Raw genomic sequence first — 13,860 nt, 5'->3', positions numbered from 1 at the left:
AGTAAACGAGAATCGAGAACATCCACAAGGATGCCAACAACCTATGGTAACTATATCAACGGAACGTGGGTCGATTCTGAATCTGGCGAGACGTTCGACGTGCTAAATCCGTCAGACACAGACGAAGTGGTCGGACGATATCAGGATTCGACGACAACCGATGCCGAAGCGGCGATCGAGGCCGCTGTCGCTGCCCAAGACGAATGGGCTACCACACCGGGACCAGAACGGGGTGCGATCCTGAAGCAAGCAGGCCGACTTCTCGAAGAGCGTAAGAAGGAGACAACCACGATGCTCGTCCGAGAAGAAGGGAAAACGCAATCGGAAGCCGCTGGTGAGGTCCAGCGTGCGATCGATATCTTCGCCTACTATGCACAGAAAGCCCGCGACCTCGGCGGCGTGGTGAAATCGCCAAGCAGTCCCAAAAAAGAGATATACACCAAACGTGAACCGCTCGGGACGGTCGGACTGATCACACCCTGGAACTACCCTATCGCAATCCCTGCTTGGAAGCTTGCCCCTGCGCTGGTTACTGGCAACACAGTGGTCGTGAAACCAGCATCGGCTGCACCCAATGTAACACGAATCCTCGTTGAGTGTCTTGATGAAGCCGGCTTGCCCGCTGGTGTTGTAAACGTCGTAACTGGCTCTGGGAGCGACGTCGGAAAACCACTGACCGAACACGAGATGATCGATGGTGTCTCGTTTACCGGCAGTACCGCTGTTGGGATAACCGTCGCCCGAACTGCCACGGAGGGTCTCAAGCGCGTCCAGTGTGAGATGGGCGGCAAGAACCCGACTGTCGTCATGCCGAGTGCCGACATCGACGAGGCTGTTGAAACCCTGGGTGTTGGAGCGTTCGGTACGACCGGCCAGTCCTGTACCGCCGCCTCTCGCGCGATCGTTCACGAACAGGTGTACGACGAGTTCGTCAACGCAATGGTTGAGTATGCCAACAGTATGGACATTGGTCCAGGACGCAACGATCCCGATATGGGACCCCACGTCTCGAACAGTGAGCTCGAATCCACGCTCGAATACGTCGAAATCGGCCAGGACGAGGGTGCAACCCTAGAAACTGGTGGACAGCGACTTACCGATCCCGAGTACGCGAACGGCTACTACGTATCCCCAGCAGTTTTCTCTGATGTGGATAACGACATGCAGATCGCTCAAGAGGAAATCTTCGGTCCAGTGTTGTCCGTCATCAAGGCCAGTAACTTCGAAGAAGCGCTTGCTCTGGCCAATGACGTCGAATATGGGCTCGCAGCGAGTATCGTTACCCAGGACCTGACCGAAGCCGACGAGTTCGTCGACCGTATCGAAGCAGGTGTCGCCAAGGTCAACGAAAAGACGACTGGACTAGAGCTGCACGTTCCTTTCGGCGGCTTCAAGAACTCCTCAACAAACACCTATAGAGAACAGGGCGACGCCGGACTCGATTTCTTTACTACCACGAAAACGATCTACCGCAACTACTGAAATAGCGAGCAACCGTCCCATCAGTATTTCCAGGGCTGGATAACGGTACTATCCATCCGGCAAGGCAATCAGCAGAAAGCAAGTAACTGAAGGTCGATGTTGTGGCTTCCTGTTGAGTCAAACGACAGTTTCGATCCTACTCACGTCGTAAATACAGGAAAACAGCATGCGATACCGACAGCCCGGTTTCAAACGAAGTAAAATTTATTCTACATCTCTTCATGGACGATAGGTTTATTAAACTTGGCAACCAGATCTATCGTGATGCCATTAGTAGCCGAGCAGATCAAGGAGCGCCTCCGTGGCGTTGCTGTCGGTCTTCTTACGCCATTCGACGAGAACCGAGACATCGAGCACTGGAAAATCGAGGAAAACGCACAAACTCATTACAAAGAAGGAATACGGACGTTTCTGGCGTCTGCCAACATCAGCGAATATCACTCTCTGTCGCAGGACGAGCGCATCGCTGTGACAGAGTCAAGCGTCGACGCGCTCCCATCGGATGCGTGTGTCCTTGCCGGTGTTGGCGGGAGTACAGCGACTGCACAAACACTGATTCGTGCGTATGACCAGATCGGTGTCGATGCGATGATGATCATGCCGCCGGACCATTCGTACATCCATGAACGAGGATTACTAAACTACTACCGTGATCTCGCTTCGGTGACGGAAACACCTTTGGTCCCGTATGTTCGTGGGTTTACTCCATCGGTGAAGTATCTGGCCGACCTGACCAGACTTGAGAGCGTTATTGGAATCAAGTATGCACTGGAGGATCCAGTAAAACTCGGCGCAGGTATAAATGCAGGTGCTGATGATGTAGTGTGGATCGACGGTCTCGCAGAACCGTATGCAGTCGCCTACTGGGCAGAAGGTGTCGAAGGATTCTCGGCAGGTGTCAGTAACTTCCGTCCTGAGATCGGGTTGGAACTGTTTGATGCGCTCTCAGCAGAAAACTGGGAACAGGCCCGAGTTCTCCGTGATATCTGCCTTCCATATCAAAATCTAAGAGATGAAACGGGACAGAACAACACTATCCCCGGCGCGGCCAGCGTCCCAGCTGTTAAGAAAGGGCTTGAGCTCGCTGGCCTTCACGGCGGAGCCGTGCGCGAACCGATACGACCGTTGGCACCAGAAGAAGAAGCGAAAGCTGAAGAACTTTATAGACAGTTGGATGATGATATCAACCGTCTCATCAGGTGATTTCCATAAAAGATAGAGACAAAAACTAACGGCGCATCAACCACCGGTGTAGCGATCGGCCATCTCCGACAACTGAGATGGATCGACTCCAAGTTTATCCATCTCACTGATGATTTATTTAAGAAACAGTTCAGCCAGGGAATGCTGTGTGTTATTGAGCTACACGAGACGATCGATTTGGCGTCGAATATCCGGAACTTTATTTCATCATTTTGTTAGTTGTATTCTATGTATTATTACGGGATGGAGTGCGTTTCATGATTCAGTTGTTACGGTCACTGGTCCGTCAAACTGGAGTATTATCGTTTGTGCGAGGTCCCCGAAGATAGCCTTTCCTACCGCCGTTCGCTTCCGAGCATCGATGAAGACGCGGTCACAGCCGTATTCCTCGGCGATCTCTAGGACTGTACTGGCGCTCTCTGTGGGAACACCGACTACCTCGTACGGGATTTCGTCACCGAAAGCATCCTCAGCGATCTCGGCTGCAGCCGTCTCGGCGGCATACTGGTCGATCTCTTCAGCCTCGCGTCCCACCTTGCTGTGCCGCTGGATGCTGTTTTGGTGGAATCCTTCCTCACGAATGTCACAGAGGACTACCTGCGATTCGATACCAGTTGCGTATCGTTTTGCATCTGCTAGCAACTTCTTATTTGGCTTCTCACCAGTCACGACGATCAGTATGGTTTCCATCGCGAGTGTAGTTTGAATACACACTGTCAAAAAACTATCTTCGGGTGGGCACCGTCTCAATGGCGCTTCATTGATGTTGCCGTAGGAAAAGTTCAGTATCGAACAGCCTAGATCTCGCCGTGGCTTTTAGAAGGGGTCGACACTACTTGCCAGCACGAACAGTTCCGAAGCCTCTAATCAGGCCGGAATCTGGAGCACAAGCACGGCTGCGAGCATCCCGAACGTGGCAATAAGAGAGATCCAGCCGAGAGACTTGGCTGGCAATGAAAACTGGAACATCGGGTCTCGCTCGGAGTCGTTGTACAGGATCCACATGGCAGTGACGATCTCTGGAAACAGCGCCATCGTGTTGATGAATCCACCGAGGAACAGGAGCCCGGTGATCGAGCCGGTGATCGTGCCACCCAGTAGCCAGATGATCGGCGAAACAACGCCGATGAACAGACTAACTTTCCGCATATCGAGGTCATTCCACCGCTCGGTTTGATTCAGGATATCTGGCCATACCTCGGTAAGCAAATTGAGTTTACCGAAGATGGTCGAATAAAGAGCGAAGAATCCACCGACGATCAGTATCCAGTAGCCGACCGGACCGAACAACTGCTCGTACGCACCAGCGAGATAGACAGCTAGTTGAGGCCCATCAGGATACGATCCCGAGTTGGCGAGAATCGATGATCCGACGATGAAAAACGAAACCGTGACGATAGCCGCGAGGAACACGTTCAAGAACACGTCAGCTCTCAGCACTCGGAGCCATCCCTGCATTCGGTCCTTCCATCCATCTGAGTCCCTTGGACCAGCAAGTTTGCCGTAGCCCGCGTCGTTGACGAACAACACGTAACCGATGATCTCCCCCGCTCCAACGCCGGTTATCCCGATCGTTCCGAAGATGATGTAATATCCATTATCAGGGATGGTAAAGGATAGTCCATACGCGATGTCTCCGGCTGACAGCCTGAACGGAGAGATAAACGAGAGCACCGCCGCAGCGAGCGTCAGCGCGACCAGCACCAAGACGAGTATCGTAGAGAAATCCTCAACGAAATCGTAGTCTCTCAATGCAGGTATCGTCACGCCGAGGAGAACGAGGAGCGTTGTAAAGAAGATCGGGATCGTCTGTCCTACCAGGTGGTGGAGCAGCACTGCAGCTCCGAAGAACACACCCATGTACTGGATATTGTCCGAAAAGAACCACTTGATCACGATGAACCAGTAACTCCAACTGTGTCCAAATATCTCGCCCGGTATTTCATCGAAGATCTGGTGAGGGGTCTTGTTCTCGATCATTGCATACTTGGCAATAATGTACTGAATTCCGATCTTGACGAAAAGGCTGATAATTAGAAACCACAGTACGACGATCCCGACTTCGGCACCCGCGGCCGTCGTCGCGATCAGTTCACCGGACCCGATGGTGATCGCCAGCGTCGCAAACGCTGGTCCTAAATACTTTAGTATACCCACAAACGTTTGCGGCGGTTCTCGATATTCTTTAGCCGATGAGTCCGACTGTTGGGACTCTTCACTTCGGCTGAGACTTTCACTCATATGTGATTCCAATCGATAGAGAATTGGATCAGTAATAATAGTTACGATTGATTCGATTTCCCAGTTTCCTCTCTTCGTTATTTATCTACGCATCCAAGACACCTCGACTGTACAGTGACACCGGAAAATTACCGACGGCGGATTTCGAGCACATCCTCAATGTGTACAGTTTCCCGGATTCAGTTGGTGCTGGATGCTTAACCGCTAGTTATACTCCAGTAGTCGGTCGTGATACTACAACCGTAGCCGTTTTCTTCTCTAGGATCAAGAGGGGCATATGGTCAAACAAACCACGAAGCATTCTGTGGAGGCGGATGTACGTATCGGCGTGCGAACTCGGAGTCTCTCTGACGATCGGTTGGCATTCATTCGACAGCTCGGTGCAACGGACATTTTCGTCGATCACATGGATACTGAAGAAGAGCCTGACGCGTTTAACGACCGCGATGGAACTGACACGCTCGCGGTTGGTCGTGATACTATTCCAACGGTGGACGAGCTAACGGCGGCACGCGAGCGAATTGAGGATACAGGACTGACGTTCACCGGCATCCAATCCCTTCCCTACTCGCTGTATGGCGATCTCATGTTCGACCGCGAGGATGCTGACGATGCCCTCACTCAGATCACGACTCTTATTCGAAATCTGGGTGAAGCAGAGATCCCAATCCTCGGCTATCAGTGGAACCCCCGTGGTGTGGTTCCGATGCGGACGGATTCGGTAGAACTCCGCGGCGGAGCGGACGGAACAGGCTTCGACCTCGACGAGATCGAGGAGTTTAATGATACGGACCGACTCGCTCCCGGCCTTGAGCGGGCATACACCGAGACGGAGTTTTGGGAGAACTACGAGTATTTCCTCAACAATGTGCTTCCCGTTGCTGAGGAGGCTGGTGTTCGGCTCGCACTTCACCCCGTCGACCCACCAGGCATCAAATCGCTGGGCGGTATTCCCCGCCTGTTCCGCAGTGTCGAGAACTTCGAGCGAGCAATGGAACTCGTTCCAAGCAAAAATCATGGTTTGAAGCTCTGTCTGGGTTGTTTCTCTCAGATGGGAGAGGACGTCTCGGAGGTGTTGCGACGCTTCGGGGAGCGCGATCAGATAGTGTTCATTCATTTCCGTGACGTCGTTGGCACGGTTCCGAAGTTCCATGAGACGTTCGTTGATGAAGGCAATTTCGATACGGTTGAAGCCGTTCAAACACTTCACGATATCGAGTTCGACGGCGTTGTCATTCCCGACCACGTCCCGGAAATGGTCGGCGACGACGACTGGCGACACCGGGCACGTAGTTTCACTGTCGGCTACCTCCGTGGCGTCGTCGACAGTGTTACATCGGAGTAGTAATTCCTTGCCAGAGGAACAGGAGAGATTGCCGGTCGGATGATAACTCCAAAGGATTATTGGAATATGTTTATAGGTATAAATACAGTATTGAATTAGTATTAGATTAGATTTTACTGTTTACCTCGGAAGAGAGCGAACCGTGTGATCGTTCTGGTCACTACAGCGAGATACGGGAGTTCAGCCGGCACTCGCCACTCTCGTTGACGATGTACTCCTAGTATTGAACGGGTTGAATGGCACGAACTGTAACTTCACCAGGCTTCTTTCGTCGATCATAGTAACATTGCTCCGTTTCATGATTGGTGGTGATCAAGTTGGGAGCTGCACCGCTCAACTGTTCGATACATTTTCTCCATATAGCATCGAATTAGAACAGGATGAATGTTGTTCTCATGTCGAGAACGCCTTGTTTAATAGACGGATAGATCAACCGGTAGAAACCGGCAGCAACATCTCCTTATCGATCAGTCCATAACACCCATTTGTATCTAATATAGTAATTATATAAATATATGAAGAAATATATTAAAAATGCTTCCAAGATACGTACAAAAGAGCAATGAGATACCTGAAACTCTATTTTCCATTGACGAATGCATCGTTAGCACTCATACAGCGTGTGAGGTACTGTTCGGAACGTTTTTGAAGGAATTGTAAGCGAGTATATGTGTTTGGTGGAAAAAGCGCGAAGTACGTAGTGTATCGCTGTCCGATCGCTAGTGACGATATGTGCTCTGTGCATCTCGAGAGGATATTATTATGAATAATCATCCGAAACGATCTCCCTAGCAGCCAATCGTTGCGGTCGATTTCATGTATTCGTACCTCAAACGTTCGCTAGTCGCGAATCCAATCCTATAAAATAAACTATAGTTTTTTACAAGTGTACGAGTGTAACGGACGGGCTGATTACCAGATGCTATCTCAGAATCATACGCTTCTAATATTACTAACTGTACTTTTAGATATAATTTATAATATATACAAGATGTACAGGTTGGGGTCCCTAGCAGTCAGTGGCTTCGATAGTAGGGGTAGTAAGCGTAAGCGGTGTAGGACTGATGCCAGTGGTGGAACGGCCCAAGTTTGGCTGGCAGCGAATCATTGGCAGAGACCGCAGTATTCAATCAATGACGCTGTTGAAGCAGACACTCCGAAAGCTGTAGATTTGGGAAGCTCGCTACTTTTATTCGGAAATTCGAGGATACCCCGACTTCAAGAATCACGTCCAGTTTTCTACTATACACTACTGGAATCTGAACATGCGCTGACTAGCAGGATCTCGAAAACAAATATAAATATTCCTATACTATATTCTATACATCTTCTTCTGTTCCCGTTACGAAGCCCATATTATGAAATATTATTTATATTTAGAGAGCAGCGACAGGACTACACTGGTGGGTTTCATGAGATGGTCCGAGCACTCATAGAAGCAGTCGTTGTCAAAGTGGTTACGCCACCTTTTGAGCGGACAGGGACGTCCGGAATTTGGTCTGGTCAGACGTTAGGGCGAGCTTGGAGTGATGTAAGGGACCTTAACTGTCCCGGTGACTTCCAGATCGGAGAAGAGTTTGCGCATTCCATGAAACGAGTACGGGAGGGATGCCACTCCGGTAGCCGTCTTCAAGCGTCTCGATTTGGGGTCTGAGATCGGTAGGGGCAGTACAGAAATCGTACCCGTACCTTCAGGTGCTCACGCAATCCGAGGGCAGCGGCAACTGCATCGGTCAATCGGCAGCCACGTTACTCCGTCTGTTTGTCGTGCTATCTGATAACGAAAGCGAGATGCTACGGATTTGTTTCAGGAGAACGGTCCTTGCCATACGTATCTCGGAACTCCTGGATTAGCTGCCCAGTATTAGCGTACCACTCGTTGAGCATCCGCTGGAGTTCATCTGCAATCTCGTCCGGGTCAGCGACTCGATACACGTAGTGATAACCACCTTTGGGACAGTTTTCCTGGTCTTGCACGGCAACTCCAGCTTCCTGAAGTCGTCTGACTGAACGGTACGCGGTCGTCCGTTCCCGATCGATGAATTTCGCAATCTGATCGACTGTAAGCGGCTCAGGATGCGTTGCTAACAATCTAAATACACCTTTGTCGAGTTTATTCAGCCCGAGCATACAGGCAAGAAGACCCTCACACTCCCGTTCATCTTGGAGTTGCTTATGTATGGCGTCCGGCATTGTTATCGGTGCTTGGTAATGCTTCCGGATAAAGATTGTACTTCAACCACATACTTCTCACACCTCTGCACTGACTATTGAAGTCCAATACAGGATCATCCAAGCTCTTAGACGCTTGCTCAGCTCAGACAGTAGCATTCTTACATCATCGAGAGGCACTCGTCACTGAGAACAACATTCTTATACTCTCGATCCTCATTGCATTACCTATGCAAACAACCGATGACGGCGATTCGGATCTCGATGTTCCTATCATCGGCGACAGGCTCAGATCGAATGCCACTTTCCAGTTGGGGCGTTCACACCGGAGCGTGTACGACTCCTACGTCCCACCGATGAACCAACACGGCGAATCGACTGAACAGTTCGGTTCCCAAGTGAACCAAGCTAGGTTGGTCGAAACAACACAGTCACAGCGTGTGGGGCTCACATCGGTTGAGGACTTCTTCACCGCAGAGGATGCCCCAAGCGGCGCTTCTCATTCAATAGCGGCGACCGTCGGCGACGAGACGGAAGTCGGCCAAAACGGTCGGTACGGAATCCCCCAGAGAAACGTTCGAATAGAGTAATAATAATGGACGAGGAACTCAAGGAACTCGCCGATCGTTTCTCGCAGATGGCCGATCACTACGACGAGAAACATGATAGCGAAGAAAAGTGGATGTACAATGCGTGCGCCTCGCTCGTCATAGAACACGCCGATCCACGTCCCAACGACGTGGTCCTCGACCTTGGAACAGGTACGGGTCTGATCGCTCTCGCGCTCGCTGAGGACGCTAGTCACGTCGTCGGTCGCGACATCAGCGAGGGAATGATAGAGAAGGCGCAGGCGAAGGCAGCTGACAGGGGTATGAAAAATGTGGAGATCGGGTACGGTGAGTTCCGCGACCCACAATACGACAGCAAAGTAGATATCGTCGTTTCGAACTTCGCCCTGCACCACCTACCCGACGAAGAGAAACGGGAAGCCATCGAGACTATCGCCGATCTCGACCCGCGCCGGTTCGTCCTCGGAGACGCGATGTTCTTCGGCGCACCCAACCCCGAGGAACCGCTATTCGGCCATGGAGTTGATGGGGCAACCGTCGGGATGCTCGTGGACGAACTCACCGACGCTGGATTCGTAATGACGGCAGTTGAACGAGTGCACGATCAAGTGGGCGTCCTCGCCGCCGAACGGGACGAGTAACAATGTAGAAGTTGATACAGACGATAGGGAACCCATAGCTAGAACTACCACTTGGTTTTCAATATATAGATATATCCATAAATTTTTTAAAAATATATAGTAAAAATACAATAATTTCCGATCGGCTTCGTAGAGATGTTCATGGAGTGTCGACGTCGTGATACCGATCGTCGGCCAGTTCCTAAGCAGTCGTTCCCACAAACATAATATCCTCATCTGCGAACGGTGTCCTTCCCCGATAAGTCCTCCACCTCGGAGATCGTATCCCCAGAGACAACGTTGCGAAAGAGCATACGTCCGTCGTGACAGCGGCCCCGTATCCACGGAGCCCTGCAATGGCTTGTCCTGTCAACGGCGGGATCTCATCGCACGGATCGAGACTCCGGCAGAAATCAGGCTGAGTCCCGATCGCAAGCAGATGACTCCGTCATGCCGAACGCCGCCGGGGTGGCTTCCGCAACCGCGGGAAGGCGACGAAGACGTGGGCGGGCAAGGACGTACAGACCCGTAAACCCGAGGCCGAGCGCGGCCAACCCCATCGTCGTCTTCGTTCCCAGCAGTTCGGCAACGATGCCACCGACGAGCGATCCGAGCGGCAGCGTCCCCCCAGATGCCGTTCCTTTGATGGCAGAGACACGTCCGCGGAGATCATCTGGAAACACGGTCTGGTTCAGCGTCGATGTGAGCACGTCATCGATGGCTGCCGGCACCCACGCGAGTCCGAACAGGACAACGGTGAGTGCCGTCCACGGCGCGTACACCGCGGTGAACCACCAGCACGCGGCCACCGAGTAGCCAACGAGAATCAGCCGGCCGTACGCAACGCGTTCGAGCAACGGTGCAAGGAGTGATCCAACGAGCCGACCGACGCCGAGCGCACCGAGCAACAGCCCGTAAACGGCGGGTCCACCGAGCGTGTTGCCGAACGCCGGCAAGATTGCGAGCGTTACACCGGTTGTGAGGTTGAACACCGCCGTCGTGAGCACCAGATCGACGAAGACGGTCCCGCGAAGCACGTCGATCCCGGCACGCAAATCGATGAGATATGAGTCGATCACCGACCGAATCGACGCTTCACTCGCTTGTCTCCCGTCGGAGACAGGGGACACCTCGATGCCACCGAACAGCAGACCGGCGACGGCGAACGTGACCGAATCGAACCAGAACAACGTCGTTGTGCCGAAGATGGCGATGAACGCACCGCCGAGGGCGTCAAACACCATATCGAGTCCAAGCGTGATGGTTGCGAGGGCGGAATTGGCCCGCGACAGCTGCTGGTCGGCGACAATGCGAGGGAGTAGCGTCGCCTGCATCGGCGACATCAACAGTGTAGCAAGCGCCAACACAGGGACGACCGCCAGCAGGAGATCGACACTCAGTCTTCCTGTCATTCCAGCGATCGGGAGCACGAGCACGACGATACCTTGTGCGAACTGTGATCCCACCAGAACGGGTGTGAGCGGAAGTCGATCCACGATCGGGCCGGCGAGTATCTGCAACAGCCACGGAAGCAACAACAACGCGTTCGCAATGCCCGTGAGAACGGTCGAACCGCTGAGCTCGAAGACGAGCCACAGGACAGCGACGGTGTAAAGACTGTCCCCGACGTTCGTCACGAACTGTCCAGCGAAAAACCGACGGAAATCACGGTTCTCCCACAGAGACGTTCCGCCAGCCGTGTCGGCAGTGGTCATCGGCAACCACCGGTTATGGTCAGTGAGCGATACAGCTGTGTGCGAAGCGATGCGTGATCGGACGAGTCCCGGCCAGACACCGGTGACTCAGCGAATATCGACATATACGTGTGTGTTCGGTCGGAATAGTACGGCTACAGAATGTAGCGAAACGAACCCGAGTGCTGCAGCTATCGGGCCCGTCGCGCTGCGGGAGACACGAGCGGAACGAACACCGGACGACACACGAGCCGGCGGATCATAGAACGCTTCGGAGGGAAAATAGACACCACCGAACATAGCTTTATCGGACTCAAACACAATGACACGACCGACGATCGGGCTAGCAACGAGAGTGAATATCAGTAACTATCACACACGAGTTGATAGATAATAGCGAGTCGTCTTCCCGCAGCTCACTCGAAGAGATCGGTCCAGTCGAGATCCCGACCACGGTCCCAGTACTCATCGAAGGCGTTGATGGCCCACGATTGGACGGCCGGATCATCCGTGTCGATCGACGCTTGGAGCACGCCGTTCGCATCGCGAACGAGCAGATGAACTGTCTCATCAGCGATAGTCACGGCGAGTGGAACCTCTCCGGAACGAACCCGGACTGTCGCTTGGTCAGCGTCGAGTAGAGTCATCAGCTGTTCCCGGAGTTTGGAATCGGAAGCCAGTGCGGCGATCGCGTCCCACGAAAAGACACCCTCGAACACGAGTTCGTCGTCATGAACGCGCTGGGCAACGAGCGAAAGACTCCGTTCGTTGAACGCGTGAGAGAACGCCCGGATCCGATCGGCGTCCCGTTCCAGTTCCAAGAGCCGCCTGACCGGTGCGTCCGGCCGTGTTCCCGTTGGGAGCGTCACCGTCGCGTCCGCCAGCTGTCGGAGATCGAATGCTAGCTCCTCAACCGGGAGATACTCGACCACGTCCCGCAGTTCTCGTTCTGTCGCTAGCACATCGAGCAGATCAGTAAACCCACACGCTACGAGACGTCCGGCCGCCGTCACGACGTACGTTCCGTTTCGCCGCTGGATCCACGACCGTTCCTCGAAGTCGTGGAGAATTCGGCTGACTGTAGCCCCCGATGCATCGGTCGCATCCAGAAGGGCCCCTCTGGTGTGACTCTCCTCGGCGAGCAATCGAAGCACCTCGACGCGGTGTTCCGACCGCGCGAGAAACTCGACCTCTTCGAGCACCGCGTTCATGTTGTTTGTCGGACGTCCATCCGAAAAAGCGTTTTCGTCCTGTGAAATTTTTTCATAGTGTGATACCATCGCCGTGTACGTAGTGGTTTCTCGCTGTGCACTGTTTTCTGAACGGATCTATAAGCCCCCCAACTCGTAGAACGACGTAGAATGAATAGATCAGACCGTCGGGTGCACACCATCCCCATCGTGCTCGTGCAGTCGGGTTGGACGGATGTATCGGAGGGGAGTCGCTGAATGGATCGGCGAACAGTCGTCTTTTTCGTGGTCACGAGCGTTGCCTTCGGTGGCACGTTCGTGGGTGCTAAAGCCGGTCTCGCCCACGTTCCACCGCTGGCGCTGCTGGCGTTTCGGTTTGACGTCGCGGCGTTCGTGCTCGGTGGATACACCGTTTGGCGGTTCTCATCTACAGCGTTGCGACCGCAGACTCGGGATGATGTCATTGGTATCCTCGCGACCGGTTTGGTCACGATCGGAGCGACGAACGCCCTGATCTTCGTCGGGCAGCAGTACGTCACCAGCGGCGTTGCTTCGATCATCGCTAGTTTGAATCCGATCTTGACGCCCGTCTTCGCGGCAGCGTTGGTTTCGGACGAACGCCTCACACGCCGTGGTGCCGTCGGAATGGGGCTCGGTCTGGGAGGCGTCGCGCTCGTTGTCAGCCCCGACCCAGCGAACCTGCTAGGCGGAAGTGTCCTCGGCAAAGCAGTGTTGCTCGCCGCCGCAACGACTGGCGCGCTCGGAAGCGTTCTCGTCCGATGGACAGACGGCGATCTCTCTTCCACGGTTCGCACGGCGTGGGGACTCCCGCTCGCGGCCGTGTTCGCCCACCTGTTGAGCGCCGGCACTGGCGAGTCGGTGGCAAACGTCACGTGGACGCCGACAGCCGTCGCCGCAGTCACCTACCTCGGCGTCGTCGCCGGTGGTGTCGCGTACGTCACGTACTTCGACCTCATCGATACGACTGGCGTGATCCACGCGAATCTGGTTTTCTACGTCGTTCCCGTCGTCGCGTCGATCGGCGGCTGGACGCTGCTTGGCGAATCGATCTCGGGATCCGCCATCGCCGGTTTTCTCGTCATCTTCGGTGGATTCGCCGTCATCGGGAGTGAAACGCTGGACTATCCGGGACTCGTTCGATCGACAGTTGACACGGAGCCACATCACGTTTGCCGACAGGGCGATTCACACGGCGGTCCCGAATATCCGGCCGCTGACAGCGGCACCGTCGCCGATCGTCACGACGAAGATGCCACTATCTCTGGGGGAGACTGATCGAAACCGTTCGAATCAGTCGTGATTACGTTCCCGTTGCATCCGAGA

Annotated in this window: 11 protein-coding genes; 6 read left to right on the top strand and 5 right to left on the bottom strand. The window is 53.7% G+C overall.

Going from position 1 to position 13,860, the window contains the following annotated elements; genetic code table 11:
• Window positions 1-30 precede the first annotated feature (30 nt).
• Together xacF and MW046_RS13575 are read left to right on the top strand one after the other, a co-directional pair.
• A complete protein-coding gene (gene xacF, locus MW046_RS13580; protein ID WP_247995125.1) occupies window positions 31-1,482 on the top strand; it encodes a 2,5-dioxovalerate dehydrogenase in 1,452 nt (483 codons plus the stop codon).
• Window positions 1,483-1,746: 264 nt separating this feature from the next.
• Entirely contained in the window at window positions 1,747-2,685 is a 939-nt protein-coding gene (locus MW046_RS13575) for a dihydrodipicolinate synthase family protein (protein WP_247995124.1), read from the top strand.
• A 255-nt stretch (window positions 2,686-2,940) separates the two neighbouring features.
• Here MW046_RS13575 and MW046_RS13570 read toward each other — a convergent pair whose 3' ends face one another.
• Both MW046_RS13570 and MW046_RS13565 read right to left on the bottom strand, forming a co-directional pair.
• Complete coding sequence (locus MW046_RS13570) at window positions 2,941-3,375, bottom strand: universal stress protein (protein WP_247995123.1); 435 nt, start codon at window positions 3,373-3,375, stop codon at window positions 2,941-2,943.
• 177 nt (window positions 3,376-3,552) lie between these two features.
• Window positions 3,553-4,926 (bottom strand): Nramp family divalent metal transporter, encoded by a 1,374-nt coding sequence (locus tag MW046_RS13565; protein ID WP_247995122.1) that lies wholly within the window; start codon window positions 4,924-4,926, stop codon window positions 3,553-3,555.
• 277 nt (window positions 4,927-5,203) lie between these two features.
• On the opposite strand from MW046_RS13565, the gene MW046_RS13560 reads away from it, so the two are divergent.
• Window positions 5,204-6,271 carry a mannonate dehydratase gene (locus MW046_RS13560; RefSeq protein ID WP_247995121.1) on the top strand — a complete coding sequence of 356 codons (1,068 nt, stop codon included), beginning with the start codon at window positions 5,204-5,206 and terminating at the stop codon, window positions 6,269-6,271.
• Window positions 6,272-8,065: 1,794 nt separating this feature from the next.
• On the opposite strand, the gene MW046_RS13555 is transcribed toward MW046_RS13560, so the two are convergent.
• A complete protein-coding gene (locus MW046_RS13555; protein ID WP_247995120.1) occupies window positions 8,066-8,464 on the bottom strand; it encodes a helix-turn-helix domain-containing protein in 399 nt (132 codons plus the stop codon).
• A gap of 209 nt (window positions 8,465-8,673) precedes the next feature.
• On the opposite strand from MW046_RS13555, the gene MW046_RS13550 reads away from it, so the two are divergent.
• Window positions 8,674-9,033, top strand: coding sequence for a hypothetical protein (locus MW046_RS13550; protein ID WP_247995119.1), 360 nt, complete (start codon window positions 8,674-8,676; stop codon window positions 9,031-9,033).
• A 5-nt stretch (window positions 9,034-9,038) separates the two neighbouring features.
• Window positions 9,039-9,653 carry a class I SAM-dependent methyltransferase gene (locus MW046_RS13545; protein ID WP_247995118.1) on the top strand — a complete coding sequence of 205 codons (615 nt, stop codon included), beginning with the start codon at window positions 9,039-9,041 and terminating at the stop codon, window positions 9,651-9,653.
• A gap of 392 nt (window positions 9,654-10,045) precedes the next feature.
• Here MW046_RS13545 and MW046_RS13540 read toward each other — a convergent pair whose 3' ends face one another.
• Window positions 10,046-11,347: an MFS transporter gene (locus MW046_RS13540; RefSeq protein WP_247995117.1), complete on the bottom strand. Its 1,302-nt coding sequence runs from the start codon at window positions 11,345-11,347 to the stop codon at window positions 10,046-10,048.
• 395 nt (window positions 11,348-11,742) lie between these two features.
• Window positions 11,743-12,537, bottom strand: coding sequence for a helix-turn-helix transcriptional regulator (locus MW046_RS13535; protein ID WP_247995116.1), 795 nt, complete (start codon window positions 12,535-12,537; stop codon window positions 11,743-11,745).
• Window positions 12,538-12,774: 237 nt separating this feature from the next.
• Here MW046_RS13535 and MW046_RS13530 point away from each other — a divergent pair, with 237 nt between their 5' ends.
• Window positions 12,775-13,812, top strand: a complete 1,038-nt coding sequence (locus MW046_RS13530; RefSeq protein ID WP_247995115.1) for a DMT family transporter — start codon at window positions 12,775-12,777, stop codon at window positions 13,810-13,812.
• Window positions 13,813-13,860: the final 48 nt, after the last annotated feature.

This window comes from Halocatena salina, from assembly GCF_023115355.1.
In the GTDB taxonomy this organism is placed as follows: domain Archaea; phylum Halobacteriota; class Halobacteria; order Halobacteriales; family Haloarculaceae; genus Halocatena; species Halocatena salina.
The sequence above is the reverse complement of the archived record's forward strand: the minus strand, read 5'-3'. Positions and strand labels throughout refer to the sequence as shown.